The following is a 26,888-nucleotide window of genomic DNA, read 5'->3' as shown; positions in this document are numbered from 1 at the left end:
TTCCGTCATCCGGCGGACGTGCGCCCGCCTGGTCGGTCAGGAGGCGGCGTTTCGGTGACCAGCGGAGAAGACCCGAGCGCGTTGGGTGCCATCGACACCTTGCGATCTACTTCGGACGCCCAGTCGTCGAGCTTGTCCAGAACACTGCTGAACCATGCGGTGGGTTCGGCGGAATTTGCTTTTTCAGTGATCAGTGCGAGGTCGTTCTCGTCCAGACGGACCGTGCGGAGCGCTTGGCGATCATTGAGCTTCTTCAAGACCAACGCGGCGCAAGAACCCAAGTCTGGGTCGCCCATGGCATTGACCAGGGTCAGCACTGGAGTGCGTAGTGCGCCTGACGCCCACCAGTTGAGCTCTCTGGTGAGCAGGACCTGTGTCGTTGCGGCTATGAGGGCGTTTCGTGTGCTGAACGACATTGCCGAGGGCCATGTGTCGAGCAATATGGATGGCCAGTCGAACCGCTCCTGGTGTTTGTCGTCGGGCGAGGGTGTCAACCGTGCGCAGTGAAGCGAAAGGACCTCGGCTGCCTCGGACGTCTCATCTTCCTTTGGAGGATCGTCGCGAAGGATGCGATCAATCAGCCAGACGGCGGTTGAGGAGCTGACGGCGTCAGCTTCCCATAGCTCGCCGAGAACACGCACGCTGACAACGCCACCATGAAGCTGCATGAGAGTCGCGATCGCGCCGGCGACACGTGCGCGGGGCGCATACGCGTTGTCTGTCGTCACCAGTTCCAGGACCTTTGCCACCGTGTCCAACTTGAGTCGTTCTTCTGTGTCCAATGCCAGTTGCTGCTCGCGGAACTTCGCTTGCTCGGCGAGCATGTGGGTTCGTCGATTGTGTTGATTCGCCAGCAAGGCGCCGATGAGGGTCGCGACCACGCCGAACGCGACACCAAGAAATGTCAACAGGCTCTTGGTTTCCTCGTCAGTCAGGTCATCGGGCGTCAGGAGGTTCGACTTGGCGAGGAGGACCACCGCGACGAAGATCAACGAAGCGAGAAGGATGGTCAACAGGATTCCGAGGGCGACGTCAGCCCATGACCGCGTGATACGGGGACGAGCTGCTTCCTCTTGACGGGGTGAACTCATGTCGTGCTCCTTCCACGCGTGACCCGCACGTACATATTTCGGAACAAGCCCCGGAAGGATTACGGCGATGTGTGCTGTGGGATGACAGTGTGCCTTATCGTTCAGCTACCTCAACCGAACGACGAGAAGTCATGGCTCCTCCGTCTTCGGCTTGCCATCGAAGAGGATTCGTTCGAGTTCGTCGGCGGCGCAGCCGTTTTCGCCGGCCCACTGCCGGAGTTGTTCGCAGTAGCGCTGGTAGGTCTCAGCGGTCCAAGGGCCATAGGGATGCAGCGTGGTCCATCCGCAGTGCTCGCGTAGGGCGGTTGCGACGCGGCGGTCAAGGATGAGGCAAGGATGTTCGGGGACTCCTGCGCCCGCGAAATACAGGAACTTCGTGAAGAACGACGGTCCCAGTGCTTTGATCTCGTTGCGGTGACCTGGCCTGAGCAGCGTGTACGCGCGGAATGGATCAACGCGGGAGGCTGCCGCCGCTTCGGTGAGGAGGTTCTCCGCGCGAGGGATGTCGGCGGCGATGCTCTTCAGGCGCCGCGCGTTCTGGCGCAAGCGGCTGCCTGACCCCCAGGCCAGGGTGCGCCACAGTAGCTTGAACACATCGCTGGTCGGCTCCCACACCTCTGCGCGGGTGAGCGTGGCACCCGCAGGCGATGGCCCGGGCAGTCCGTGCGATTTGATCGCGTCGTGCCACCACTGGGTTCGGATTGGGATCGAGTGGTTGTCGATGGTGTTCCGACGAGGTTGGGTTGGAACGGCCCAGGGTGGCAGTGCCAGTGGCGACATATCGCATTCATCGCCCGGCCGGTCTGGTCGTTAGCCGGATTTGCTGTCCGGTGTGGCGGGACAACGGCCGCTGGCAAGCGTCCGTTCGGTTCTACGGTTCCGTTCGTCAATGAGTCTCAGGAGAGGGAGATCATGCGGATCGCGATCATCGGGGCCGGTAATGTTGGCGGGGCGCTCAGTGCGGCCGCGGTGAAGGCGGGGCACCAGGTCACGGTGACCGCCAAGAACGTGGATCACGCGGCGAAAGTGGCCGCGGACACGGGTGCGACCGCGGCGGAGTCCAATGAAAAGGCCGCGGAGAGCGCCGACGTGGTGGTTCTCGCGATACCCGGCGACGTGGTGCCGGAGGTAGCCGCCCAGTTGAAGGACACGGTCGCTGGGAAGGTCGTCGTTGACGCGACGAACCCGCTGAACGCGACGTTCAGTGATCTGGTGATCGAGGGTGTTTCCGGCGGAAGCGACCTGCAGAGCCGGATCCCGCAGGCCAGGGTTGTGAAGGCTTTCAACACGATTCTCGCCGCGCGGCACGCCACCCCGCAGGAGAACGGCGTTCCCCTGGACGCCTACTTCGCTGGTGACGACGCTCAGGCCAAGGCCACTGTGGAGGAATTGGTTCGTTCCCTCGGGTACCGGCCGGTCGACGCGGGTGGGTTGCGGCTCGCCCGTGCGCTCGAGGAGATGGCGTTGCTCAACATTGTCCTCAATGCGGGCAATGGGTGGGTGTGGCAGAGCGCGTGGCAGCTTGTCGGGCCGACCGATGCTGCTCAGTAGTTTCGTCGGCGGCGAGTTCGTCGACAGCGGTGAGCTGTTCGACAACGTCAACCCGATCGACGGCTCGCTGGTCGGCAAGGTCTCCGAAGCCGACCAGTCTGTTGTGGACAAGGCGGTCCGGGCTGCGAGGAGCACGTTCGACGGCGTGTGGGGGCGATACACGGTCCCTGAGCGGGTGGCGTTGCTCAGGAGGATCGCCGACAAGATCGACGAACGGGCCGGCGAGCTGCTCAAGGCCGAGGTCGCCGACACTGGCAAGCCGGTACCGCTGGCCACCACATTGGACATCGCCAGGGCGTCGGCCAACTTCCGGGCATTCGCGGACATCCTTGCCGCACAGGGCATCGATGCGTATCACACGGGGCGGCTGCTGAACTACGCGGTACGCAAGCCGCTCGGTGTGGTCGCGATCATCGTGCCGTGGAACCTTCCTCTGCTCCTGCTCACCTGGAAGGTCGCGCCCGCGCTGGCCAGCGGCAACGCCGTTGTGGTCAAGCCTTCGGAGGAAACACCGACCACCGCGACCTTGCTCGCGTCGATCATCGCGGAAGCCGGTGCGCCCGACGGCGTGTACAACGTCGTGCACGGCTTCGGGCCCGGCTCAGCGGGGGAGTTCCTCACCAAGCACCCCGGGATCAACGGCGTCACGTTCACCGGCGAAACGAAGACCGGCGCCGCCATCATGCAGGCAGTCGCGCCCAAAGTCGTGCCGGTGTCGTTCGAACTGGGTGGCAAGAACGCGGCCGTCGTGTTCAACGACGCCGACCTGGAGCGTGCCATCGACGGGCTTGCCCGATCGACGTTCACCAACACCGGTCAGATCTGCCTGTGCACCGAACGCATCTACGTCCAGCGCGGCGTTTTCGACGACGTCGCCAAAGGCCTGGCTGACCGGGCGAAGCAGCTCAGGTTCGGCAGACCGGACGATCCGCACACCACCTCGGGCCCGTTGATCTCGCAGGCACACCGCAAGAAGGTCCTCGAGTACTACGACATAGCCCAGCAGGAAGGTGCGCAGCTGCTGGCCGGAGGCGGGGTGCCGAAACTCGGACCGGCGCTGGACAAGGGCAGCTGGATCGAGCCGGCGCTGTGGACGGGACTCGACAACCACGCCCGGATCCTTCGCGAGGAGATCTTTGGCCCAGTCGCGGCCCTCGTGCCGTTCGATACCGAAGACGAGGCGATACGGCTGGCCAACGACACCGAGTACGGCCTCGCGGCCAGCGTGTGGACCAGCGATCTTGAGCGCGGGCATCGAGTCGCCGGAGCCATGAAAGTCGGCATCGCCTGGCTCAACACCTGGTATCTGCGCGACCTGCGGACTCCGTTCGGTGGTGCCGGGCTGTCCGGGATCGGCCGGGAAGGCGGTCTGCACTCGCTCAACTTCTACAGCGAACTGACCAACGTCTGTGTGGGGTGGTGACGGCCATGACCATCGAAGAACTCGCCGAGCGGCTCGATCACGCGGCTGCGACCCGCACGCCCTGCGAACAACTGGGCGAACTGTCCCAGAAGGACGCATACGAAGTGCAGCGCGCAGTCGTCGACCGTCGAATCAGGCGCGGTGAACGGGTGATGGGCGTCAAGCTCGGCTTCACCAGTCGCGCCAAGGCCGCGCAGATGGGTGTGTCCGATGTGATCGCGGGACAGTTGTCCACCGGCATGCTGCTGGGCCACACGTTCGATCTCGACCCGTACATCCACCCCAGGATCGAGCCCGAGATCGCGTTCCGGTTAGGACGCCACAGCGTCGTCGAGGCCGTCGCGCCCGCCTTGGAAATCATCGACTCGCGCTACCGTGACTTCACGTTCTCGCTGTCCGACGTGATCGCGGACAACGCGTCGGCCGCCGGGTTCGTCGTGGGGGACTGGCAACCAGTCGGTGAGGTCAACGACCGTGACGTGATCCTCGAATTCGACGGCCGGATCATCGAATCTGGTTCTACGGCAGCGATTCTCGGCGATCCGATGCTGTCGGTGGCCGCGGCCGACCGGCTCGCGGCCGAATACCGGATCCCCTTGCCGCCGGGCAGCATTCTGCTGGCAGGAGCGGCAACACCAGCGGTCGCCATCACGCCCGGTACGAGGGTCACGGCCAAGATCGAAGGCCTTGGTGAGCTGGAGGTGGCCGTCCGTGGGTGACAGGGCGACGCCCCGAGGCCGGTACCCGCACGTCAAAGTCGCAGGCGACATGGTGTTCGTGTCCGGCACGAGCAGCAGACGACCGGACAACACCATCGCCGGCGCCCAGGTCGACGAGCTCGGCACCACCGAACTGGACATCAGAGTCCAGACCGAGGCCGTGCTCAAGAACATCAACGACATCCTCCGGGACGTCGGCTGCGACCTCGACAATGTCGTCCAGGTGACCACCTTCCTGGTGAACATGAACGACTTCGGCGGCTACAACGAGGTCTACGGCCGGTACTTCGACGAAACCGGTCCAGCCAGGACGACGGTCGCCGTGCACCAGCTGCCGCATCCGCACCTGCTGATCGAGATCCAGGCGGTCGCGATCAAGCCGAGCGCGTAGCCCATGTCAGCGACCCGTTGAGCAGCCGCGAGCTGATCACCTCGGCCGCCTCGATCACTGCGGCCCGCGACGACGCGATGACCACGGAACAGAACATCCCGCCGGGCCCGGCCAGGGAGACCCCGCCGACGGGTTGTCCGGAACCATCCACAATGGCCGAGGCCACGGACGTCCGGCCACGCTGGAACGACTGCGAGACAACAAAACCATCCCGCCGTGCCTGCGCGAGTTCCGTTTCCAACGCGGCCATGTCCGGCATCGGGACGGCACTTTCCGCGCAGCACCGCTGCACATGACCGATCACCTCGTCGAACGGCAGCACCGACAGCGCCGCCTTGCCGCAGCCGGTCAGGTGCGCCGGCGCCCGCTGGCCGACTCGGTTGTGCATCTCCGGCCGGCGTGACCCGGCGTTGCGATTCAGGTACACCACCCAGCCCTCGGTCAGCTGCCCCAGGTGAACCTCCTGTTCAGGGACGCGCCCGAGGCGTTCGAGGATCCCCTCGGCGGCACGCACAAGGCCGGTCCGTTCGATCACGAGCCCGCCGAGCTCGAGCACGAGTGGCCCGAGTTGGTAGCCGTCGTCGGACTTGCGCAGCATGCCCTCGGTCACGAGGGTCTGGCACAGCGCATGCGCGGTGCTGCGCGGGATGCCGGTGCGGGTAGCGATTTCCCGGACGGACAGCGCACCGACCGCGGGAGTGAACGCCCTCAGCACCTTGATCGCTTTGACGACCGGGGCCACACCACTCTGTTGCACGATCAGACTGTAAGACGACACCCGACAGATCGCGCGAACTGTGTCCCGTGGCACGGGACGGCCGGGCAGACGAGCCGCGTTTCCGCAGCTAGCGTCCACGTCATGTCACGCGTCTTCCGCCTCGAGCCCGGTGCTCCGGAGCGCGCCCCAGCCAAGGGCGGCATCATCGCCGGCTATCTGTCGCCGCATCCGCCGCACCTGATCTACGCCGACAACCCACCGCAGAACGAGCCGCGCAGCACCGGCGGCTGGGAAGTGCTGCGCTGGGCGTACGACGAGGTCCGTCGCCGGGTGCGGGCGATGAAGCCGGACGTGCTCGTCGTGCACGCACCGCACTGGATCACGATGGTCGGCCACCACGTCAACTGTGTCCCGCACCCGCGTGGCGTGTCGGTGGAGCCGATCTTCCCGCACCTGTTCCGCTATCACTACGACTTCCGTACCGATGTCGAGCTCGCCGAAGCCCTCGTGACCAGCTTCGAGGACCACGGCCTTGTCGCCAGGGCGATGCGTGAGGAAGGTGTGCGGGTCGACTACGCGACCATCGGCGCGCTGCACATGGTGAACCCGAAATGGGACATTCCGGTTGTCTCGATCAGTGCGAACAACAACCCGTACTTCTACGCCGAAGCCGAACTCGGCCAGATGGAAGTGCTCGGCCGCGCCACCCGCAAGGCCATTGAGCAGACCGGCAGGCGCGCGGTGCTGCTCGCCTCGAACTCCTTGTCGCACTTGCACTTCGACCGGGAAACGGAACTGCCCGAGGACATGGGCCGCGAGTACCCGTACAACAACTCCCAGTACCGCGCGGACATGACGCTGCTGGAAACCGTTCGTACCAAGCCTTCCTCGGCTCTGAAGACCGCGATCCCCGAGCACATCAAGGCCAGCGAAGCCGAGACGAAGTCCGGCAGCCTGACCTGGTTGCTGTCCGCATTGGACTGGCCTGCCACCACAGGAGACATCCTTGGCTACGGAACCATCATCGGCACCGGCAACGCCGTTATCGAATGGCGGGGCCAAGATGTCTGAAGTGGTCAGTGCCGCGCTGCTGCCCGGCATGCCCCAGTTGCTCGCCAAGGACCCGGCGGCGAGCTGGGCGGACCTGCGGTCAGGCGTCGAGCAAGTCGGCGACCGGTTCCATGCGTCCAACGTGGACACGGTCGTGTTGTTGTCCACGCAGTGGTTCACTGTGCTGGGTCACCAATTCCAGTTGGACCCGAACCCGCGTGGGCAACGGCTCGACGAGAACTGGTACGCCTACGACTACGGACATATCGACTACGACCTGCGTATCGACACCGAACTGACCGAGCGCTGGGTCGAACAGACGGCCTCGCGGGGAATGCAGGCACGACGCACCCACTACGCGGGCTTTCCGATCGACACCGGCACGGTGACCGTTTCCGCCCTGCTCGACCCCGGCAGGCGCTTCAAGTTCGCGCTGGTGTCGTGCAACCTCTACGCCGAAGTGGACAGCATCGCCAGCCTCGGCGCGACCGGCGTGGCCGCCGCCGCGAGCGTCGGCAGGCGGATCGGCGTCGTGGTGGTCTCCGGGCTGTCGGCAGGCCTGATCCAGCAGTGGATCGAACCGTCGCAGGACCGGATCGCCACGCCTGAACAGGACACGTGGAACCGTCGCATGCTGGCCGCTGTGGTCGACGGCGACGCCGACGAGGCGCTGCGGCTGCGCGAGGGGTTCGCACGAGAAGCCGCCGCCGACAGCCAGTTCCGCGCACTGGCGTTCCTGCTCGGTGCCGGTGTGCTCGGCAAACCGGCCGAACTTCTCGCATACGGCCCCATCTGGGGGACGGGTGCCGCCGTCGTGCACTGGCCGGCGGCCAGTTTCGAAAGGGACAACTGATGGCCAATCAAGCGGTCGGATTCATCGAGGCGGAAGGGTTCGTGCCGATCTTCGACGCGGTCGACGCGATGGTCAAAGCGACCAACGTGGTCGTCGAAGGCGTCGTGCGGCTCGGCGGCGGACTGGTCGCCGTCGCGATCAGCGGCGACTTGGCGACCGTCGAGGAAGCGTCCGAGATCGCCGAGGAGACCGCGAAAGCCATCTCCGGCGGATCGGTCAGCTCCATTGTGTTCGCCAACCCGTGCGATCCCGTCGCCGCGCTCGCCGCCCACCCCGGACTACTCGAAGGCAGCTGACATGACTGAGATGACTTCTGGGAAAACCCTTGCCATCGGCCTGCTGGAGACTCGCGGGATCGTCGCGTTGACCGCGGGCATCGAGGCCATGATGAAGACTGCGGACGTGCGGTGCATCGCGGTGGACCGAGTGTCCAGCGGCTACCTGGTCGCCGCGATCCAAGGCCAGCTCGCTGCCGTGCGCCAGGCGCTCGAAGCGGGCACGTCGGCGGTGAAGCGGTACGGCGAGCTGCGTGCCGCCCAGATCTATCCACGGCCGAGCAGCGAGTCCGCGCAACTGCTCGACACCCGGCGCTCGACGACGTTCCGGGAGGCTTTGCCAGCGGGGACCGGGCAATGATCCTCGGCAGGGTCGTCGGCCGAGCGTGGTCCGATCGCCAGGTGCCCGCCCTGGCCGGGCACCGGTTCCTGTTGGTCAACGACCTCTCGGCGGGGACAACAACAGTCGCTGTCGACCTGCTCGACGTGGGAGTCGGTGTCACGGTGCTGGTGGCGACGGACGAGGCCGCGGCCGCAGCGTCCGGCGTGTCCTGTGTGGACGCGGCCGTGGTCGCGCTCGTCAGCGATTACGAGGAGGGCGCATGAAGCACATCGTCTGGGTGGGCGACGGGCTGACCACCGAGCTCGCCGGCGGCAAGGGCCGATCGCTCGACACCTTGGCACGCATGGGTTTGCGCGTTCCAGCGGCGTTCGTTGTGACCACAGAGGCCTATCGTGCCGCAGTCAGCGGAACGTTGGCGGCGGAGCTGGATCGGCGGGTGGCACGACTGCGGCCCGACGCGGACATGACCGAGTTCGAAACGGCGGCACAGTCCATCCGGGACTGGCTTTTCGCGCAAACCGAGGGCCACAGCGCCGCTCCGGAGATCCGCGCCGCCTATCAGAAGCTCACCAGGGAAGGCGATCGAGCGGTCGCTGTCCGGTCGAGTTCGGCGGCTGAGGACTCGGCGCAGCACAGTTTCGCCGGTGAGCACGACAGCTACCTAGGGATCGTGGGCGAGGACGAGGTGTGCGACGCGGTCCGGCGGTGCTGGGCAAGCCTGTTCACGGCTCGTGCGATCAGTTACCGGGCGCGCGAAGGCGTGGCGGGGGATGCGATGGCTGTTGTCGTGCAACGAATGGTTGACGCACGGGCGGCCGGCGTGTTCATGACGCTCAATCCGGTGAACGGCGATCGGTCCAAAGTGGTCGTCGAGTCCGTGTGGGGCCTGGGGGAGCCGCTGGTGAGCGGCGAGGTCACGCCGGACAGGTTCGTGGTCGACAAGGTGTCCGGCGAGATCATCTCCCGCGAGGTGGCCTCCGGCCAGGTCGGGCCGTCACTCACCGACGACGAGATTCTGGAACTGCTCGACATCGCGCGAACCGTCGAGCGGCACGCGGGCACGCCACAAGACGGCGAGTTCGCGATCGATGACTCGGGGATCCATCTGGTGCAGGCGCGTCCGGAAACCGTGTGGAGCGCCAAACCTACGCATCGTGTCACGGACGGCAAAACCGATGCCATGGCGCATGTCCTGCGTGTGATGACCGGTACCAAGCCTAAGAACTGAGGACAACCGATGGCCGATTCGTCCTTCCCCAGCCCATTCGACGTCCAACCCCCACCCGGCGCCGAGGGTTGGGAGTCAATGTACAACTGGTACCACCTGTTCGGTGAGGACCGCCGTGAAGCCGACGAAACCAAATTCTGGTTCCAGGACGCCTTGCACCACCCGTATGTGATGCACCCGTACGACGAGATCCAATGCGAGTGCTGGTGGCAGGCGCTCGGCGCGATGAACACCCGGATCTTCGCAGTACCACCGGCCCTTGGCCTGGAGCAACGGATTCTCAACGGCAGGTTGTACGTTTCCCCTGTCGCGGCGCCCGAAGCGGACATCCCGGCGCGCGCCGAGGAATTCGCCGAGCGTGCGGGTCACTACTATGAGAACTGGGAAGCGATCTACGGGGAGTGGAAGGAGAAGGTCCTCGATCGCGTCAACCTCGTGCGGTCGCTGAACTTCCAGCCGCTGCCGGAGCGGGAACCGATCGAGACAGTGACCGGCCATATCGGACACTCGGCCGGCTTCCGGTGGGAACGCGACTTCGCGTTGATGATCAGTACGATGTACGAGACCTACCAGTGGCACTTCGAGCTGCTCAACATCGGATACGCGGCCTACCTCACCTTCTTCCAGTTCTGCCAGCAGGCGTTTCCGGGCATCGGCGACCAGTCGGTGTCCCGGATGGTCGGCGGTCTGCACGTCGAGCTCTACCGGCCGGACGACGAACTCAAACGGCTGGCCAAGAACGCCGAACAACTCGGCGTCGGCGACATCATCCTGGCGCACGCCGACGCCACGACCGCGGTGGAGAAGCTGGCCACGAGCGAGGACGGCCGCAAGTGGGTCGAGGACTGGGAAGCCACCCGTGACCCGTGGTTCCAGATCAACAGCGACCCCGGCCATCCCGGCGGCGACCACCGGTTCGGCACATGGGACGACCACCTCGGCATTCCTTATGCCGCAGTGCAGGACTACGTCCGGCGGCTGCGTAACGGCGAGGTCATCGACCGGCCGACCGAGCAGGTGCTGGCAGAACGCGACCGGATCACCGGAGAGTACCGGGACCTGCTCAACCCGGACGATGTGTCCGCGTTCGACAGTCTGCTCGCCCTGGCCCGCAAGGTGTTCGTGTACATCGAGGAGCACGTGCTCTACATCGAACACTGGATGTGGGCGGCGTTCTGGGGCAAGTCCAAGGAACTGGGCCGCGCACTGCACAAGATGGACGTCCTGGCTGACCCGGAGGACCTGTTCTTCCTGCGCCGCAGCGAAGTCGGCGAGCTGATCTTCGACACGGTCGCCGCGTGGTCGACCGGTGCGCCAGGGCGCGGCCGTGCGTACTGGGCGCCGATCATCGCTCGACGGCGCGAGATCTTCACCGCACTCGAAGCGTGGGAACCTCCTCCGGCCCTCGGACCGCCACCGCAAGCAGTCACCGAACCGCTGACAGTGATGCTGTGGGGCATTACCACCGACTCCGTCGCGGGCTGGCTCGAGGACGCCGCGGAACCCGGCACACTGCGCGGGGTTGCCGGTTCGCCCGGAGTTGTCGAAGGTCCGGTCCGGGTTGTCCAGTCGGCGGATCAACTCGGCGAGATCCAGCAAGGCGAAATCCTGGTCTGCCCTGCCACATCGCCCGCATGGGCGCCGGTGTTCTCCCGGATCGCCGCGACAGTGAGCGATGTCGGCGGGATCATGAGCCACACCGCGATCGTCTGCCGGGAATACGGCTTGCCCGCGGTCGTCGGCACGGGCCGGGCGGTGTCGACACTTCGTACCGGGCAACGCGTTCGAGTCGATGGGAACACCGGTGTCGTCACCATCCTGGCCTGAACAGCGGCGCCGTGTGCTTCGGCGCACGGCGGCGGTTCGGGCCCGCGGTGGCACCAACTGGCTTGGCGTGACCACGATCGTCCTCGATCTTGGCGGAGTGGTCGTGCCCACTCTGTTCGAAGTGGTCGACGACCCGACATTCCCACGCGGCCCATTCGGCACAGATCAGCTCTATGCCGGAGTTGAGCAAGGCAGAGTGCAGGAACGCGACTACTGGGCCGCATTGGCCGACGCAAGGCCGGATCTGGACATCGGTCTGCTGATGCGGACCCGGCTGGCAGTACGTGAGGAGGTGAAGGCGATGTTGGCCACCGTCGGCGGGCGCGTTCGTGTCGTCGCGCTGACCAACGACATGGCGCACTGGTTCGGTCCGCAGTGGATGGATCGGTTCCCCGAGTTCACGAGGTTCGACCTGTTGCTGGAAGCCGCGCGATCGGGCGTGCTGAAACCGGATCCCGCCGTGTTCAGATGGGCGCTCGCGCACCTCAAGGAGCCAGCGGCCAAGTGCCTGTTCGTGGACGACCTGCCAAGCAACCTCGCCGGTGCCAAGGCCGTCGGCATGAACGTCGAACTGTTCGACGTCACCGATCCCGCCGGATCGGTGCGCCGCATCCTCGACCGAGTCGGGATCCCGCCGTCAAACGGCACAAGGCGGGTGTTCCGGCCATGATCGTCCACTTGATCCGGCACGGCGAAACCAGCAGTTACGCCACCGACGCCGGACTGACCTCCCTAGGGATCGAACAGGCCGCCGCGCGGGGCAAAGTCCTGCGGCGAACCCTGCCCGAAGGCGCCTCGGTCCAGATCGGTTACGCGCCAACGCAACGAACACGCCAGACCGCGACCGTACTGCGCGCCGCTCTGCGCAAAGAGGGCAAGTTCCGCCTTGGGAACTGCGTGGCGATGCCGGAGTTCCGAAACCTCCAGGTCCGCGTGGATGGCGTGGACCACGAGCCAACGCAGGTCCGCGCCATGGCGAGCACCGCGGGGGAACGCGGCTGGGCGGTCGAGGCCCGCAGGTTCTGGGAAGCCCACGAGCGCGGCGACGCCATGGGCTTCTGGCTCACCACCCCGCTGCTGTGGCACGAAAGTCCCGCGGACGTTGTGGCCCGGTTCGTGCGCGCGGCCGTTGGCCGGGGTTCGACGGAGCACTTGGTCGTCGCCACCCATTCTGGCTGCATGCGGGCGATCGTCGCGTGGGCCTGGGGCCTGGATCCCGGTGAACCCGCCAACGCCGAGGAGGTCACGCTGGTGACCGACTCGGGACGGATCGACGTCACGTTCCGCGATATCACCGTGAACCTGGAAGTCCCTGGTGAGTGGGTTTGCGAGGCAGAATTGTCAGAGGGGTGTGGTAAAAGCGAAGTGGTGGTGGCGCGCGAGTGAGGTCGGCGGCGTAGGTCCTGGCGCGAGGGTCCGGCGGCGTGAGGGCGGCGCGGGTTGGGCGGCGGACGAGGCGTTCGGCGCAGGTTCCGCGGCGTGAGGTTGGTGTCGAGGTTCGTCGTGGGGCTGGTGGCGTGAGGTCGGTGTCGAGGTGTTCGTCGTGGGTATGGGTGGCGTGAGGTTCGGCGGCGTGAGGGGCGTGAGGTTGGTGGTGGGCGTGGGACTGGGCGGCGTGAGGTTCGGCGGCACTTCCGCCCCGGCCTCGTGAGGTCGGGGCGAGGCGTTCGGCGTGGAGCTGGGCGGCGAGGATCCGGTGTCGGGTCGGTGCTCGAGCGTTCGGCGGCGTGGGTCTGGCGGCGGGGTTCGGGGCCGGGTTCGGCGGTGCGCGAGTGAGGCCGGTGCGGGAGTGAGGCCGGCGCGGGAGTGAGGCCAATGGCGTCGGTTCGGCCGCCGTCGACGCGTCGGGTTGGCGGCGGTGTCGGGTCAGCAGCGCGGATCCGGCGAGCGCGGGTCCGGCGTCGGACCCGCGGCGCGCGGGTGAAGTCCGCAGTGTTGGGTCAGTGGCTCAGTGGCGGCGAGCTCAGAGCCGGTGTCGGCTCCAGCGGTGTCGGGGGTGGTTCGGCTGGGTTGGTTCGGCTGGGTGGTTCGGCTGCGGAGGCGGCGCGCTCTGACCTCGCGCCGCCGGGTGGGGCGGCGCGGGTGGGTTCCGTGGTGGCGAGTCGGCCGTGTCGAGTCGGCGTCGGGTCCGCGGTGCGTGGTCAGAGCCGTGCCGGGCGTCGGGTCCGCGGCGCAAGGTCAGAGCCGGTGTCGGGCGTCGGCCGCGGCGTCGAGTCAGTGGCGAGGTGCGCCGAGGTCTCGTGACAGGGCCAGCGCGGCCGTGCGGACCGCGGGGGCCATCCGCCGGACATTGAGCCTGCCGGTCCAGCCCGAGACCGAGAGCGCCGCGACGACCTCGTGATCGGGTCCGGTCACCGGGCTCGCCGCGCACACCAGGCCCGCGCGGGATTCCTCGTAGTCGTACGCGATCCCGGTCGCCCGGATCACCGCGAGCTCACGGCGCAGGACACCGGGGACGGTCTTGGTGCGTTCGGCGAGCCGGGGCAGGCCCGTTCGCATGACGTTCTCGACGACCTCGGGTTGGGCGAACGCCAGAATCGCCTTGCCGACGCCTGTGGCGTGGGCGGGTAGCCGGCCGCCGACGCGGGACGGCAGCGCGGGCGCGTCGCTGTGTCGCAGGATTTCCACGTAGACCACCTCGGTGCCGTCCAGGACCGCCAGGTGCACGGTCTGGCGTGTGGCGCCTCGCAGATCCGCCATGTACGGCAGCGCTGCGTCGCGGAGCTGCCGCTTGCGTGGCACCAGTTCGCCGAGCTCGAACAGGTGCAGGCCCAGCACCACGGACTTGCCTCGACGCTCCACCATTCCGTGGGCCTCGAGTTCGGTGACCAGCCTGTGCACTGTGGACTTCGCCATGTCCGTCCGCCGGGCGAGTTCGGATATGCCCAGTTCGCGGTCTTCGGTCGTGAAGGCGCCGAGGATCGCGAAAGCTCGGTCGAGCACGCTCCGGGCGTTCAGCTGAGTGGAACGCATGCGTTGCATTGTCGCCCTCGTGGGCGCAGGGTGCAATCAGGGTGTCAGCGAGGTTTTCCTTGGCACCAAGCCCCATCGCTGTGGAGAACTGTGGAGAACTGATGACACTGGACGTACCGGCCGCGGCCGCGACGCTGCTGCGGGCCTACCGCACCGGCGAACCCGTCGAGCCGCTGGTCAACCTGTTCGAAGGGCTCGACGTCGACGGCGCCTACGCCATCCAGCTGGCCCAGGTCGAGCACTGGCTCGGCGAGGGCGCGGTCGTCAAAGGACACAAAGTGGGCCTGACCTCGGCCGTGATGCAGCAGCAGCTCGGAGTGGACCAGCCGGACTTCGGTCACCTCACCGACCGGATGTTCCACGACGAGTCCCAGGTCGTGGACATCTCGGCGTTCCTGCAGCCACGGGTGGAGCCGGAGATCGGCTTCGTTCTCGGCAAGCCGCTGACCGGCCCGGGTGTCACGGTCGAGGACGTGGCCGACGCCGTCGAGTCGGTCGTTCCCGCGCTGGAGATCATCGACTCACGGGTCCGTGACTGGCGCATCTCCATTGTGGACACGATCGCCGACAACGCGTCCTCCGGCGGTGTTGTGCTCGGTGCCGCGCGGGTCGCCCTGTCCGATGTGGATGTTGTGGCGACGACCGGCGCACTCAAGGTCAACGACGAGGTGGTCGGCACCGGCAAGGGGAGTGCGGTGCTCGGCAATCCGCTGAGTGCGGTGGCGTGGCTGGCGAACGTCCTTGGTGAGCGAGGCGTGGGGCTGGAAGCGGGACACGTCGTACTGCCCGGATCGGTCACCGCCGCGGTCCCGGTTTCCGACGGAGACGTGGTGACTGCGACGTTCGACGGGCTCGGCACGGTGACAGCACGGTTCGGAAAGGTGAGCGGCTGATGAGCAAGGTGACGGCGGCCATTGTCGGGCCGGGCAACATCGGGACGGACCTGCTGGCCAAACTGCGGCGCAGCGACGTCATCGAGATCCAGTACCTGGTCGGGGTGGACCCGGCGTCGGACGGCCTGGCTCGTGCCGCCAAGCTGGGGATCCAGACCAGCGCGGAAGGCGTGCCCTGGCTGCTGAAGCAGACGCAACTGCCGGACATCGTCTTCGAGGCGACGAGCGCGAAAGCCCACGAGGTCAACGCTGTCCTGTACGCCGAGGCTGGAATCCAGGCGGTCGACCTGACCCCGGCGGCGGTCGGCCCGTTCGTATGCCCGCCGGTGAACCTGCCTGAGCACCTGAACGCGCCGAACGTCAACATGATCACCTGTGGCGGGCAGGCGACCATCCCGATCGTGCACGCGGTGTCCCGTGTGACACCGGTTCCGTACGCGGAGATCGTCGCATCCATCGCGTCGCGCTCAGCCGGACCGGGCACCCGGGCGAACATCGACGAGTTCACCGAGACCACGGCCAAGGCCATCGAGGAGATCGGCGGCGCCGGCCGGGGCAAGGCCGTGATCATCCTCAACCCGGCCGAACCGCCGATGATCATGCGGGACACCGTGTTCTGCGCGGTGTCACCGGACGTGGACCGGGACGCGGTCACCGACTCGATCCACCGGATGGTCAAAGAGGTCCAGCACTACGTGCCGGGCTACACGCTGCGCGCCGATCCGCAGTTCGACGAGCCACGTGCCGACTGGGGCGGCAACGCCCGGATCGGCGTGTTCCTCGAAGTCCGTGGCAACGGCGACTACCTGCCGGAGTGGGCGGGCAACTTGGACATCATGACCGCCGCGGCCGCCCGCGTCGGTGACCTGATCGCCACCGGCAAGGCAGGAGCGGTGACCCGATGAAGTACGACGTCAGGCTGACCGACACGACATTGCGCGACGGAAGCCACGCGATGTCCCACCGATTCACCGAAGACCAGGTCCGCGCGGTGAGCTCCGCGTTGGACAACGCCGGTGTCCAGGTCATCGAAGTGACCCACGGCGACGGTCTCGGCGGATCCAGCTTCAACTACGGCTTTTCCGCCGTGGACGACATCAAATTGGTTGCAGTCGCGGCGGAAACCGTGAAGCAGGCACAGATCGCTGTGCTGTTGCTGCCCGGCCTCGGCACCGTTCACGATCTGCGTCAGGCATACGACGCCGGTGCGCGCGTGGCCAGGATTGCCACGCACTGCACGGAAGCCGACGTCTCGATCCAGCATTTCGGTGCGGCACGGGAACTCGGCATGGAAACAGTCGGCTTTTTGATGCTGTCCCACATGATCGAGCCCTCGGATCTGGCCAAGCAGGCCCGGATCATGGCGAACGCCGGTTGCCAATGTGTCTACGTGGTCGATTCCGCCGGCGCGCTGGTGCCTGATGGCGTGACCGCTCGGGTGCAGGCGCTGATCGACGAGCTGGGCGACGATGCCGAGGTCGGCATCCACGCGCATCAGAACCTGAGCCTGGGCGTCGCGAATTCGTTGGCTGCCTACAACGCAGGCGCTCGTCAGGTCGACGGGACGCTGTGCGCGCTCGGCGCGGGCGCCGGCAACGCGCCGATCGAGGTGCTGGCGGCGGTGTTCGACAAGGTCGGCATTCAGACCGGTGTGGACGTTCCCACTTTGCTTGCCGCGGCGGAGGAAGTCGTGCTCCCGTTCATCCCACGACGTCCTTGGGCGGGCCGCAACGCCATTGTTCAAGGCTACGCCGGTGTGTACTCGTCCTTCCTGTTGCACGCCGAGCGTGCGGCCGAACGGTATGGCGTTCCGGCGCACGAGATCCTGCGGCGTGTCGGTGAGGCCCGGTATGTCGGTGGGCAAGAGGACATGATCATCGACATTGCCCTCGAACTCGCTCAGTGAGCCAGCGCCGGAATCGACTGCCTCGGTTCGCTCGTCCAGCCGTCAATGATTGACACCAGGGACCTCGGCCACCGGGCGGACCTCGATCGAGCCGACCGCGGCCATCGGGCAGAGTGCGGCCAGTTCGAGGGCTTCGTCGAAGTCACGGCAGTCGAGGATGTAATAGCCGCCTAGGTGCTCGTGGGTCTCGGTGAACGGACCGTCGGTGATCAACGGTTTGCCCTCGCGCACACTCACCGTCCTGGCGGTCTTCTCCGGAAGCAAGGGATGCCCACTGACGAACGTGCCTCGGCGACGGCACTCCTCGACGAATGCGTTCACCCTTGCCAAGGCCTCGTCGAAGCCTGGATCCGTCGGCGCTGGCCGGTCGCAGTTGTAGATCAGCAGCATGTACTTCACGGGTCTCCTCCCGTCGCGTTCGTCCGATCTGAAGACGAACGAGTTCGCCGGATCTCGACACCGTTGTTCTACCCGATCGCCGGGCGTTGACCGTGTTCACCTCGAACCGTACAGTCACGTTGAACGGAGGTGAGGAGTATGGACGTCACGGCGTTAAGCAGTCCGGTGCGGCTGCGGAACATTCACAAGCGGTTCGGCGGTGTGCACGCGCTGCAGGATGTATCCCTCCGGATCGAGCCAGGTCAGGTGCACGCCGTACTCGGCGAGAACGGCGCCGGGAAATCAACGCTGATCAAGGTGCTGACCGGGGTGATCCAGCCGGACAGCGGCGAGATCGTGCTGGGTGACCGGTCGATGCGGCTCCATTCGCCTCGCGCCGCGCGGGATGCCGGAATCACCGCGGTCCCGCAGGGCGTCGTCCTCGTGCCTCAGTTGTCCATCGGCCGCAATGTGCTGCTCGGCCTTGAACACGGCATGGCTCGGAAGTCGGTGCTGTCGGCCGCCGAGCGCGAGGTCGTCGAGGCGGCGTTGATGCAGGTCGGAGCCGATTTCGACGCGTCGGCGCCGACCGCGGATCTCAGCGTCCCGCAGTTGCGGCTGGCTCAGTTGGCCCGCGCGCTGATCGGCACCGGCCAGGTGGTCGTGCTCGACGAACCGACGGCGGCACTGTCCGCGGCGGACGCCGATCACCTGCTGGAGCGCTTGGAAGCGTTGCGGGATCACGGGAAAGCCATCGTCTACGTCTCGCACCGGCTCAGCGAGGTGACCCGGCTGGCCGACGTGGTGACAGTCCTGCGCAACGGCCAGGTTGTTGGCCGTTTCCAACGGCCGGAGTTCGACCGTGCCACGATCGTCGAGCTGATGACCAAGCGGACCGAGGAGTCCTTGGCAGTCCAGGACAGGCCGTCGATCGCGGCCGGTCCCGTGCTGCTGGAGGTCCGTGACCTGAACTCGGAGGGACGCTTCGAGGACATCTCGTTCAACGTCGCTGGACACCGGATTCTGGGCATCGCCGGTGTCCAAAGCTCGGGCCAGGGCCAGCTTTTGGCGGCAATCGCAGGTCAGGACGCTTACGACAGCGGAACCGTCCGCGTCGCGGGCTCGGTTGTCGGCCGGGGCTCGGTGGCGCGGGCGTATCGAGCCGGGATGGCCCTCGTACCTTCGGACAGACGAGGCGCGGGCATCGTCGGCGGGATGTCGATCCAGCGAAACCTCGCCCTGCCGGCCCGATCCGACCGCAGCACACGCCGGTTCGGCATCCGGCGGTTGCGCTCCGAGGCGCGAATCGCGCGCGGTTACGTAAGGGACTTCGCTGTCTGGTGCCGCGACGTCCACCAAACCGCGGGAACGCTCAGCGGCGGCAACCAGCAAAAGGTGTCACTGGCCAGAGCGCTCGCGGCCGACCCCGCCGTTCTCCTGATCGACGAGCCGACCCAGGGCGTCGACGTCGGCGCGAAAGCGGAGATCCGCGCCTTGCTGAGGCTCGCGGCAAGCCAAGACAGGTGTGTGGTGGTGGCCGCGTCGGAGTTCGAAGACCTGATCGGCCTCGCCGACGAGATCCTGGTGATGCGCGCAGGCCGAATCGTGGCGCGCCTGGACGGCCATGCGACGAGCTATCGGGAAATCCTGCACCACGCGTTGCCGTAGAACGGCGGGAGATCGGAGGGCTCGGGTTTGGTCCTGCCGTGGTGGCTTCGCGAGAATCCGGTCATTCGGCGAAAGGCGCGTGCACCATCCAGATCCCGACAGCAGGCTCATTGCCGGGGTTGTACAACCGGTGAGGGGTCGATGAGTCGAAGTAGATCGAGTCGCCGGGGCCGATCTCCGTCGTGTCGAAGCCGACGGTGACGCAGAGGCGGCCGCTGAGCAGGTAGCCGAACTCGTGGCCGTTGTGCGTCTGGCGCAAGCCGTCCGCGCACGAAGCTCCGCCGACGTCGTACGTGATCTTGAGGAAGTCCACTCCAGGCACGTCGCAAGGAGTGAGCCGCTCCCAGGTGATGCCGCCCTCGAGCTTCAGCAGCCCGCGACTCTCCGCCTGCTGCACCAGCGGGGCGCTGATCAGCTTGCGCATCACGGCGAAGCCGGCGGGCGGGGTGGTGGCGGCCGGGGCGGGTTCCGGGGCACTAGGTGCCTGCGTGGCTTCGGCTGCCGGAGTTTGCTCGAACAGTTCGTCGACGGTCAGGTTCAGGTGTTGAACGAGGGCGTACAGCGTCGCTACCGACGGGCGGGCTTTGCCGGTCTCGATCTGGCTGACCAGGCTGGCCGACACACCTGCCTTGCGGGCCAGTTCGCGGACGCTGATACCGACGTCGGTGCGGCCTTTTCGCAGCCGGGAGCCGATATCCCCGAGTACGTTCCCGCGTTCGGCCTCGTCGCCGGCTACTCGTGACAGCTGCACGGTTCGTCTCCTCCCGGACTGTTGACTTTCATCGTACACAGGCGCATGGTGTTCAACCATGGTGGACAGTGAAACCTCGGCGGTGCGGCCGGGCGTTCAGTTCAACTTAACCCGGGTATTTCGGGGCGGACGGGCAGAGCTGCAGATCCTCGTCGCACTCGTGGTGCTCGTCGGCTACTTCACCGTCAGCCAGGGGGAGATGTTCGCGGATCTGACCAACCTCGACAACATGTCGCGGGAGGGCAGCATCCTGCTGGTCGTCTCGGTCGGGCAGATGTTCGCGCTCGTCGTCGGCGGGTTCGACCTCTCGGTCGCCGCCACGATGGGCTTCGCCAGCACGATTTCCGCGCTGCTGATGCAAAACGGCGCCGCGCCGGGCACAGCGATCGCCGCGGGTATCGGCTGCGGTGCGGTGGTCGGTGCCGTCAACGGCGTGTTGATCGCGTACTTCAAAATCAGTCCGTTCGTCGCCACGCTCGGCATGCTGACGTTCCTGACCGGCTACGCGAACCTGTTGGCCGGTGGGCAATCGGTGTCCGGCCTCGATCCGGTCTTCACCAAGTACCTCGGCAGCGGGGGAGTGCTGCCCGCAGGTGTCGGAGTCGCGATCATCGTGCTCGTCGTCGCATGGGTGATCACGGCACGCCTGCGCTTCGGCCTCTACCTCTTCGCGGTCGGCGGCAGCACGGAAGCGAGCAAGCTCGCCGGTGTCCCGGTCGCGGCGGTCCAGGCAGCGGCTTACTGCCTTTGCGGTGTGCTGTCGGCGTTGGCTGGGCTTCTGCTGTCAGCCCGCGTCGGCATCGGGCAGGCGGCGTTGGGACTCAGCTACGACCTGCTGTCCATCGCCGCCGCGGTGATCGGCGGCGTGGTCATCGGCGGCGGCGTCGGGCGCTTGTTCGGTGTCGTGCTGGGCGTCTCGCTGTTCACCGTGCTGACGACCGGCCTGGACATCAGCGCGGTGGACGAGTTCACCCAGCAGATGATCACCGGCGGCGTGCTGGTGCTGGCCGTCCTGCTCGCCCAGACGCAGGCAAGGCGGCGCGTGCGTCGTGATCGCGGGACCGGCCAACACCACGTGGTCGCTGCGCCGGGTCGCCGGGTTCGAGGACCAGCTGAAAGCCAAGTACCCCAACCTGAAGATCGTGGCGTCCCCGACGCAGCCGGTGGACCCGGCACAGGGTTTGAAGGACTTCACCAACGCCGCGCAGGCCAACCCCGGCATCAAGTGGGTGTACTCGGTGTACTACTACCAGCTGCTGCCGGAGTCGATTCCCGCTCAGTTCAAGGGAATTCCGTTCATCACCACGGGGTACGAGCCGACCGCGATGAAGTCACTGCAGAACGGCAGCCTGACCGCGACCACCTCGGTGCAGAACGTCAAGCTCGGCTACATCACCCTGGCCAGGGCCGTCAGCGTGCTGAACGGTGAGAAACCGCCTGCGACCACGTGCCTGCCCGCGCCCGCGCTCAGCAAGGCGGACGTCGGCTCGCCCACGGCGAACGCCGATCTGTACCCGGAAGGATTCACTGCCTCGGCAAGCCAGTGATCGTGTCACTCCACAGGAAAAGGGGAGAATCGTGAGCAGTGCGACGGCGACATCGGGCACGATGGCCGTGGACTGGGAGCAACGGGTGGACTTCGACCGGCTGCGGCGCGGCCGCCTCGACCGGTTGCGCGCCCAGCTCGAGCGTTCCGAGCTGGGCGCGGTCCTCGCGTTCGACTTCTCCAACATCCGGTACATGACCGCGACCCACATCGGCACCTGGGCGATGGACAAGTTGATCCGGTTCAGCCTGCTGACCCGGACGGGCAAGCCCATCTCGTGGGACTTCGGTTCGGCGGCGCGCCACCACCAGCTGCACAACCCGTGGCTGATGGACGGTGAAGGCGAGCCGCGGGCTCGTGCGGGCATTTCGACGCTGCGGGGCGCGTTCCACCCGGACGCCGGGATCGCACGTGAGGTCGCGGCCAAGATCAAGCGGGAACTCGACGCGCACGGCCTGTCCGGTGAGCCGCTCGGCATCGACGTGGTCGAGCCGCCTGTGCTGTTCGCGTTGCAGGAAGCCGGGATCAACGTGGTCGATGGGCAGCAGGTCTTCATGGAGGCCCGCCGGATCAAGACGCCGGAGGAGATCACGCTGCTGACCCACGCGGCGGCGATGGTGGACGCCGCGTACGAGGACCTGTACGACTTCCTCAGGCCCGGCGTGCGGGAGAACGAGACCGTCGGCCTGGTCGCCAAGAAGCTCTATGACCTCGGCTCGGAGTACGTCGAAGGCGTCAACGCGATCTCCGGTGAGCGGTGTTCACCGCACCCGCACGTCTATTCGGACCGGCTGATCCGGCCGGGCGATCCGGCGTTCTTCGACATCCTGCACAGTTTCAACGGCTACCGGACCTGCTACTACCGGACCTTCGCGGTCGGCTCCGCCAGCGTCGCGCAGCGGGACGCGTACACGCGGGCACGTGAGTACATGGATCTCGCGATCGCCGCGGTGAAACCCGGCGTGACCACCGCGGACATCGTCCGGTTGTGGCCAACGGCCACGGAATTCGGTTTCGCGGACGAGGAAGCGGCGTTCGGCCTGCAGTACGGTCACGGCGTCGGACTGTCCATTTGGGAGAAGCCGATCTTCTCGAGGCTGGTGTCCCTGGACCACCCGGAGACCATCGAGGAAGGCATGGTCTTCGCCCTGGAGACGTACTGGCCGTCGGCCGACGGTGTGGGCGCGGCCCGGATCGAGGAGGAAGTCGTGGTCACGGCGGACGGCTGCGAGGTGATCACCAAGTTCCCGGCCGAGCAGTTGCTCGTCGCGGGCGGGCGTCGGTACTACACTGTGGACGGCCCGATGAACCTGCTGCGTGAGGCGCAGTCCCACCTGAACACGACAGCAGGCCGCGGCGAATAAACCTAGGCGTGTCCACCTTTCCGGCACCCCGTGTCGACCTTTCCGGCACCATGAAATGCCCTGGCACCCCGAGCCAGAGGCATTTCATGGTGCCGGAAAGTGCATCTCGTGGTGTTGGAACGGGTGATTCGTGGTGTCGGAAAGGTGGACACGGCGGTGGTGGCACCCATGATCAGGCGGGCTGTGCTCTGCGCAGCCCGCCTCATGGTTTCTGTTCAGTCCGACAGTGTCGGGTAGTCGGTGTAGCCGCGGTGGTCGCCGCCGTAGAAGGTGGTGGGGTCGGGTGTGTTGAGCGGCTTGTCCTCGGCCAGGCGCCGTGGCAGGTCCGGGTTGGCCAGGAACAGGGCGCCGAACGTGATGACGTCCGCCGTGCCGTCCTCGATCAGGTCCAGGTTCTCCTTGCTGGTGAACGCGCCGGGGGTGGACGGGTTGAGGATGAACGTGCCGTCGAACTCCTTGCGCAGCATGAGTGTGATGTCCCGGTAAGGGCCTTCGAAGACGTGCAGGTGCGCGAGACCCAGTGGCTTGAGGCCGTCGATGAGCTCGGCGTAGGTCTCGTGTGGGTCGGCCTCGTGGATGTCGTTGTTGGTCACGCCAGGGGACAGGCGGATACCGACGCGGTGTGAGCCGATCCGGTCGGCGACGGCCTTCGCTGTCTCGACGGCGAACCGGACGCGGTTGTGGCGAGAACCGCCCCACTTGTCCGTCCGCTGGTTGGCGTTCGTCGACAGGAACTGGTGGATGAGATAACCGTTGGCACCGTGCAGTTCCACGCCGTCGAAGCCCGCTTCGACCGCGTTCGCGGCAGCGTTGGCGTAGTCCTCGATGGTTGCGGCGATGTCGGCTTCGGACAACTCGACCGGCACCGGTGCGGCACCCATGCCGTCGCCGATGAAGACCTGGATGTCGCGCGCACGGGCGACGGGCCGACATGGCTGACGCCGTCGGGCAGCAGGCTGGGGTGTCCGACCCGGCCGCTGTGCATGAGCTGAACGAGGATACGGCCACCGCGTGCGTGCACGGCGTCGGTCACCTTGCGCCAGCCGCGGATCTGTTCCTCGCTGTGCAGGCCCGGGGTGTTCAGGTAGCCCTGGCCGACGACGGACGGCTGCGTGCCCTCGGTGATGATGATTCCGGCACTCGCACGCTGCGCGTAGTACTCGGCCATCAGGTCGTTGGGGACCTGACCGTAGGCGCGGTTGCGGGTCATGGGGGACATCGCGATGCGATGCGGCAGCACCAGATCACCGAGCTTGACGGGTTCGAACGGGCTGGTCATGGGTGCTTCTCTCCTCGTCAGCCGAATATAGTCACTGTTTAGTGACTACCTTATGGTGTTCAACCATAGCGAACGAAACAAGGGTTTGGTGAGGTGGTGCGGGCTACACAAACCCGCCACACGGTGCTATGTTCATCAGAACTGAACAGTCTTGCTGAACATGAGCCCGCAGGAGTGCTGATGTCTCCCGACCCCCGTCTTCACGTGGATCTGCGTGACCGCACCGTGGTCGTGACCGGTGCGAGCGCGGGCATCGGAGTCGCCGTCGCCGAGACCTTCGGCGCCTGTGGCGCCAACGTCGTCCTACTGGGGCGCGACGAGCAGCGCCTGCGCGCGGTCGCGGCCACGATCGAGGCCGACGGCGGCGTGGCTTCGCCCTTCCCGGTCGATCTGACCACAGACGACGGTCCACAACGGGCGGTCGGGCACGCCGTCGAACGGTTCGGGAAGATCGACATCCTGGTGAACAACGCGGGAACCTTCGACTTCAAGCCGTTCGACCAGGCCACAGTCGACAGTCTCGACTCCCAGTTCCGCAGCAATGTCAGGGCGCCGTTCGTGCTGACGCAGGCCGCGCTGCCGCACCTGGCCGCAGGCTCGTCGGTCGTCTTCGTCGGGTCGAACGTCACGGCCATCGGCTGGCCGCAGACGGCGGCGTACTCGGCGACCAAAGGCGGCGTCGAAGCCATGGCACGGGCGTTGTCGATCGAACTCGCGCCCCGCGGCATCCGGGTGAACATCGTCTCGCCGGGCATGACCCGGACACAGATGACCAAGCGTCTCGAAGACCCGGTGCTCGAACGGGAAGCCCTCGACGCGACGCCGGTCGGCGCGATCGGGGAACCTCAGGACATCGCGAACGCCGTGGTGTTCATGGCATCCGATCTGTCCCGGTACGTCCTGGGTGCGTCGCTTGTCGTGGATGGTGGGTACGCCGCGTGCTGACCCAAGGAGAAGCCATGAACCCCTTCAGCGCAGTCCGCCGGGAAGGCAACCTGGTGTTCGTCTCCGGCCAGGTCGCGCCGGCCGCGGGCGGTGACATCTGTGAGCAGACAACCGAAGTGCTGCGGCTCATCGAGGAACTGCTCAGCACGTTCGACGCCGGCCTGCAGGACATTGTGGACGTCACGGCGTTCGTGAAGGACCCGCGCTGGTGCACCGATGTGCTCGAAGTGGCAAGGCCTTTCTTCCCGCACGACCCTCCTGCGTGGACACTTGCCGGACTGACGGGCTCCGCGTGGTCACCGGACGCCCTGGTGATGATCCGTGCGGTGGCGTACCTCGGCGACGAGCCCAAGAGGTGCATCACGCCCCACGCGCAGACCTGGCGTGACGACTACCCGATGTCGGCGGCCGTGGTGAAAGGACCGCTTGTCTTCGTCGGCGGTCAGCTCGCGACCAAACTCGACGGTACGGTCGAACCGCCCTTCGACCACGTCGCGCAGGCCCGCGAGTGCTACGCGGGCATGCTGGAGTGCCTGAAGCAGGCCGGTGCGGACTTCGCGGATGTCCTCGACTTCACCTCGTTCCACGAGGACATCCGCGGTGCACTGCCCACAATGGACGACGTGTACATCCCGGAGGTGATGGCCGGAGTGGACACCGAACTGTCGGCCACGACCAGTCACCTGGGATCGACCGGCCTGATGGTCCGTGGCGCACTGGGGACGTTCCACGCGCTGGCCGACTTGTCCGGTGGTGGCCGGGTGGGCTGTACGCCGGACAGCATCTGGTGGAAGGGCGTGCTGCCGATCGCGGGTGCGGCACGCAAACGGCAGGGCCGTGTCGTCACGGTCGCCGGTCAGGTGGCGTGCAACCCGGATGCCAGCATCCACGCGCCGGGAGACCCGGATCAGCAGGCGGTCTACATCTTCGAATGCATGCGCGAGGCGCTCGCGGGCGTCGGGGCGACCATGGCCGACATCGTGGAAATCAACTCGTACCACAAGGATCCGCGCTCGTTGCCAGGCGTGCTGTCGGTGGCGCGCGAGTACCTCGGCGAGAATTCGCCCGCGTGGACCGCGGCCGCGGTGCCGGGCCTGTGGATGGAGGGCTATCTGCACGAGATCGCCGCGACTGCGATCGTGCCGGATGACCTGCCCGCCTGACGGCCCATGATCGACGACTCGCTAAGGTCGGCCCCGCTTCCGTAATCGGGCGAAAACACACCACGTTCCTAAACTTGATTCATTCCAGAAAACAGGGCAGACTGTCGGCCGTGCCCACCACCACGGACTACGAGCGGATGTTGCGGGAAGTCGCACTGCGTGTGACGCGCCCGCGGCTGGCCGTGTTGTCCGCGGTGTACGCCCATCCGCACGCCGACACCGATTCGATCATCGGTGTTGTGCGTGACGAACTCGGCGGCGTGTCCCATCAGGCCGTCTATGACGTGTTACGCGCGTTGACCGATGCCGGACTGCTCCGGCGGATCGAGCCGCAGGGCTCAGTGGCGCGCTATGAGGCGAGGGTCGGGGACAACCACCATCACGTCGTATGCCGATCGTGCGGCGCTATCGCCGACGTCGACTGCGCCGTCGGCCACGCGCCCTGCCTGACCGCGTCCGACGACCACGGCTTCCAGATCGACGAAGCCGAGGTCATCTACTGGGGCCTGTGCCCTGCCTGCCGCACTTCTCCAAGTTCCTGAACACCCTGGAA

Annotated in this window: 29 protein-coding genes and 3 pseudogenes; 24 read left to right on the top strand and 8 right to left on the bottom strand. The window is 66.5% G+C overall.

The window, feature by feature from the left end:
* Positions 1-5: 5 nt before the first annotated feature.
* Both B9C43_RS49970 and B9C43_RS49965 read right to left on the bottom strand, forming a co-directional pair.
* Positions 6-1,013, bottom strand: a complete 1,008-nt coding sequence (locus tag B9C43_RS49970; RefSeq protein WP_143447168.1) for a hypothetical protein — start codon at positions 1,011-1,013, stop codon at positions 6-8.
* 207 nt (positions 1,014-1,220) lie between these two features.
* Complete coding sequence (locus B9C43_RS49965; protein ID WP_084434327.1) at positions 1,221-1,871, bottom strand: 8-oxoguanine DNA glycosylase OGG fold protein; 651 nt, start codon at positions 1,869-1,871, stop codon at positions 1,221-1,223.
* 132 nt (positions 1,872-2,003) lie between these two features.
* On the opposite strand from B9C43_RS49965, the gene B9C43_RS49960 reads away from it, so the two are divergent.
* The 4 genes from B9C43_RS49960 to B9C43_RS49945 are packed head-to-tail and all read left to right on the top strand — an operon-like array spanning position 2,004 to position 5,175.
* Entirely contained in the window at positions 2,004-2,642 is a 639-nt protein-coding gene (locus B9C43_RS49960; protein WP_084434326.1) for an NADPH-dependent F420 reductase, read from the top strand.
* Positions 2,629-4,065, top strand: a complete 1,437-nt coding sequence (locus B9C43_RS49955) for a 2-hydroxymuconic semialdehyde dehydrogenase (RefSeq protein WP_084434325.1) — start codon at positions 2,629-2,631, stop codon at positions 4,063-4,065. Before B9C43_RS49960 ends, B9C43_RS49955 begins: the two co-directional genes overlap by 14 nt.
* Positions 4,066-4,070: 5 nt before the next feature.
* The gene (locus tag B9C43_RS49950) at positions 4,071-4,784 is read left to right on the top strand and encodes a 2-keto-4-pentenoate hydratase (RefSeq protein WP_084434352.1); all 714 of its coding nucleotides are present in this window, start codon (positions 4,071-4,073) and stop codon (positions 4,782-4,784) included.
* Positions 4,777-5,175, top strand: a complete 399-nt coding sequence (locus tag B9C43_RS49945; RefSeq protein WP_143447166.1) for a RidA family protein — start codon at positions 4,777-4,779, stop codon at positions 5,173-5,175. The genes B9C43_RS49950 and B9C43_RS49945 overlap by 8 nt, the downstream gene beginning before the upstream one ends.
* On the opposite strand, the gene B9C43_RS49940 is transcribed toward B9C43_RS49945, so the two are convergent.
* Positions 5,159-5,932 (bottom strand): IclR family transcriptional regulator, encoded by a 774-nt coding sequence (locus B9C43_RS49940; protein ID WP_160097313.1) that lies wholly within the window; start codon positions 5,930-5,932, stop codon positions 5,159-5,161. The two genes, B9C43_RS49945 and B9C43_RS49940, sit on opposite strands and share 17 nt — an antisense overlap.
* Before the next feature lie 102 nt (positions 5,933-6,034).
* On the opposite strand from B9C43_RS49940, the gene B9C43_RS49935 reads away from it, so the two are divergent.
* The 9 genes from B9C43_RS49935 to B9C43_RS49895 all read left to right on the top strand — a co-directional run bounded on the left by B9C43_RS49935 (position 6,035) and on the right by B9C43_RS49895 (position 12,855).
* Positions 6,035-6,964 carry a DODA-type extradiol aromatic ring-opening family dioxygenase gene (locus tag B9C43_RS49935; RefSeq protein WP_084434323.1) on the top strand — a complete coding sequence of 310 codons (930 nt, stop codon included), beginning with the start codon at positions 6,035-6,037 and terminating at the stop codon, positions 6,962-6,964.
* The gene (locus tag B9C43_RS49930) at positions 6,957-7,796 is read left to right on the top strand and encodes a DODA-type extradiol aromatic ring-opening family dioxygenase (RefSeq protein WP_084434322.1); all 840 of its coding nucleotides are present in this window, start codon (positions 6,957-6,959) and stop codon (positions 7,794-7,796) included. Before B9C43_RS49935 ends, B9C43_RS49930 begins: the two co-directional genes overlap by 8 nt.
* Positions 7,796-8,092 (top strand): BMC domain-containing protein, encoded by a 297-nt coding sequence (locus B9C43_RS49925; protein WP_033387599.1) that lies wholly within the window; start codon positions 7,796-7,798, stop codon positions 8,090-8,092. The genes B9C43_RS49930 and B9C43_RS49925 overlap by 1 nt, the downstream gene beginning before the upstream one ends.
* Before the next feature lies 1 nt (position 8,093).
* Positions 8,094-8,432 (top strand): BMC domain-containing protein, encoded by a 339-nt coding sequence (locus B9C43_RS49920; protein ID WP_200826065.1) that lies wholly within the window; start codon positions 8,094-8,096, stop codon positions 8,430-8,432.
* On the top strand, positions 8,429-8,677 hold the full coding sequence (locus tag B9C43_RS49915) for a EutN/CcmL family microcompartment protein (protein ID WP_084434321.1): 249 nt from the start codon (positions 8,429-8,431) through the stop codon (positions 8,675-8,677). The genes B9C43_RS49920 and B9C43_RS49915 overlap by 4 nt, the downstream gene beginning before the upstream one ends.
* Positions 8,674-9,642 carry a PEP/pyruvate-binding domain-containing protein gene (locus B9C43_RS49910; protein ID WP_084434320.1) on the top strand — a complete coding sequence of 323 codons (969 nt, stop codon included), beginning with the start codon at positions 8,674-8,676 and terminating at the stop codon, positions 9,640-9,642. The genes B9C43_RS49915 and B9C43_RS49910 overlap by 4 nt, the downstream gene beginning before the upstream one ends.
* 9 nt (positions 9,643-9,651) lie before the next feature.
* Positions 9,652-11,469: a PEP-utilizing enzyme gene (locus B9C43_RS49905; RefSeq protein ID WP_084434319.1), complete on the top strand. Its 1,818-nt coding sequence runs from the start codon at positions 9,652-9,654 to the stop codon at positions 11,467-11,469.
* Between the two features lie 67 nt (positions 11,470-11,536).
* Positions 11,537-12,139, top strand: a complete 603-nt coding sequence (locus tag B9C43_RS49900) for an HAD-IA family hydrolase (RefSeq protein WP_160097311.1) — start codon at positions 11,537-11,539, stop codon at positions 12,137-12,139.
* Entirely contained in the window at positions 12,136-12,855 is a 720-nt protein-coding gene (locus B9C43_RS49895; protein WP_160097309.1) for a histidine phosphatase family protein, read from the top strand. The genes B9C43_RS49900 and B9C43_RS49895 overlap by 4 nt, the downstream gene beginning before the upstream one ends.
* An 828-nt stretch (positions 12,856-13,683) precedes the next feature.
* Here the strand turns inward: B9C43_RS49895 and B9C43_RS49890 are convergent.
* Complete coding sequence (locus B9C43_RS49890) at positions 13,684-14,442, bottom strand: IclR family transcriptional regulator (protein ID WP_084434349.1); 759 nt, start codon at positions 14,440-14,442, stop codon at positions 13,684-13,686.
* Between the two features lie 101 nt (positions 14,443-14,543).
* On the opposite strand from B9C43_RS49890, the gene B9C43_RS49885 reads away from it, so the two are divergent.
* The 3 genes from B9C43_RS49885 to dmpG are packed head-to-tail and all read left to right on the top strand — an operon-like array spanning position 14,544 to position 17,241.
* Complete coding sequence (locus B9C43_RS49885) at positions 14,544-15,335, top strand: 2-keto-4-pentenoate hydratase (protein WP_084434316.1); 792 nt, start codon at positions 14,544-14,546, stop codon at positions 15,333-15,335.
* Positions 15,335-16,240: an acetaldehyde dehydrogenase (acetylating) gene (locus tag B9C43_RS49880; protein ID WP_084434315.1), complete on the top strand. Its 906-nt coding sequence runs from the start codon at positions 15,335-15,337 to the stop codon at positions 16,238-16,240. The genes B9C43_RS49885 and B9C43_RS49880 overlap by 1 nt, the downstream gene beginning before the upstream one ends.
* Positions 16,237-17,241 carry a 4-hydroxy-2-oxovalerate aldolase gene (dmpG, locus tag B9C43_RS49875; RefSeq protein WP_084434314.1) on the top strand — a complete coding sequence of 335 codons (1,005 nt, stop codon included), beginning with the start codon at positions 16,237-16,239 and terminating at the stop codon, positions 17,239-17,241. Before B9C43_RS49880 ends, dmpG begins: the two co-directional genes overlap by 4 nt.
* Before the next feature lie 42 nt (positions 17,242-17,283).
* Here the strand turns inward: dmpG and B9C43_RS49870 are convergent, their stop codons facing one another.
* On the bottom strand, positions 17,284-17,631 hold the full coding sequence (locus B9C43_RS49870; protein WP_456077603.1) for a YciI family protein: 348 nt from the start codon (positions 17,629-17,631) through the stop codon (positions 17,284-17,286).
* A gap of 147 nt (positions 17,632-17,778) precedes the next feature.
* Between B9C43_RS49870 and B9C43_RS49865 the strand changes: the two genes are divergently transcribed.
* Entirely contained in the window at positions 17,779-19,287 is a 1,509-nt protein-coding gene (locus tag B9C43_RS49865) for a sugar ABC transporter ATP-binding protein (RefSeq protein WP_084434312.1), read from the top strand.
* Positions 19,288-19,348: 61 nt separating this feature from the next.
* On the opposite strand, the gene B9C43_RS49860 is transcribed toward B9C43_RS49865, so the two are convergent.
* Positions 19,349-20,038, bottom strand: coding sequence for a helix-turn-helix domain-containing protein (locus B9C43_RS49860; RefSeq protein ID WP_033387576.1), 690 nt, complete (start codon positions 20,036-20,038; stop codon positions 19,349-19,351).
* Between the two features lie 58 nt (positions 20,039-20,096).
* Between B9C43_RS49860 and B9C43_RS49855 the strand changes: the two are divergent.
* From B9C43_RS49855 to B9C43_RS49850, 4 genes and pseudogenes are all read left to right on the top strand, one after another.
* Positions 20,097-21,038, top strand: a pseudogene (locus tag B9C43_RS49855) (ABC transporter permease); the annotation flags it as partial.
* A gap of 49 nt (positions 21,039-21,087) precedes the next feature.
* Positions 21,088-21,411: pseudogene (locus tag B9C43_RS60315) on the top strand (hypothetical protein); the annotation flags it as partial.
* Between the two features lie 42 nt (positions 21,412-21,453).
* Positions 21,454-21,585 carry a hypothetical protein gene (locus B9C43_RS59830; RefSeq protein ID WP_268811634.1) on the top strand — a complete coding sequence of 44 codons (132 nt, stop codon included), beginning with the start codon at positions 21,454-21,456 and terminating at the stop codon, positions 21,583-21,585.
* A gap of 31 nt (positions 21,586-21,616) precedes the next feature.
* Positions 21,617-22,948, top strand: a complete 1,332-nt coding sequence (locus B9C43_RS49850; RefSeq protein WP_235039299.1) for a M24 family metallopeptidase — start codon at positions 21,617-21,619, stop codon at positions 22,946-22,948.
* A gap of 215 nt (positions 22,949-23,163) precedes the next feature.
* Here B9C43_RS49850 and B9C43_RS49845 read toward each other — a convergent pair whose 3' ends face one another.
* Together B9C43_RS49845 and B9C43_RS59825 are read right to left on the bottom strand one after the other, a co-directional pair.
* A complete protein-coding gene (locus B9C43_RS49845) occupies positions 23,164-23,829 on the bottom strand; it encodes an oxidoreductase (protein WP_268811633.1) in 666 nt (221 codons plus the stop codon).
* Between the two features lie 98 nt (positions 23,830-23,927).
* Positions 23,928-24,158 (bottom strand): annotated as a pseudogene (locus B9C43_RS59825) (oxidoreductase); the annotation flags it as partial.
* Between the two features lie 249 nt (positions 24,159-24,407).
* On the opposite strand from B9C43_RS59825, the gene B9C43_RS49840 reads away from it, so the two are divergent.
* The 3 genes from B9C43_RS49840 to B9C43_RS49830 all read left to right on the top strand — a co-directional run bounded on the left by B9C43_RS49840 (position 24,408) and on the right by B9C43_RS49830 (position 26,877).
* The gene (locus B9C43_RS49840) at positions 24,408-25,172 is read left to right on the top strand and encodes an SDR family NAD(P)-dependent oxidoreductase (protein ID WP_084434347.1); all 765 of its coding nucleotides are present in this window, start codon (positions 24,408-24,410) and stop codon (positions 25,170-25,172) included.
* 14 nt (positions 25,173-25,186) lie between these two features.
* Positions 25,187-26,335, top strand: coding sequence for a Rid family hydrolase (locus tag B9C43_RS49835; RefSeq protein WP_084434309.1), 1,149 nt, complete (start codon positions 25,187-25,189; stop codon positions 26,333-26,335).
* A 110-nt stretch (positions 26,336-26,445) separates the two neighbouring features.
* Entirely contained in the window at positions 26,446-26,877 is a 432-nt protein-coding gene (locus B9C43_RS49830; protein ID WP_033387557.1) for a Fur family transcriptional regulator, read from the top strand.
* Positions 26,878-26,888: the final 11 nt, after the last annotated feature.

Source organism: Kibdelosporangium aridum (assembly GCF_900176515.1).
GTDB classification, from domain to species: Bacteria; Actinomycetota; Actinomycetes; order Mycobacteriales; family Pseudonocardiaceae; genus Kibdelosporangium; species Kibdelosporangium aridum.
This window is presented reverse-complemented; position numbering and strand designations above follow the sequence as displayed.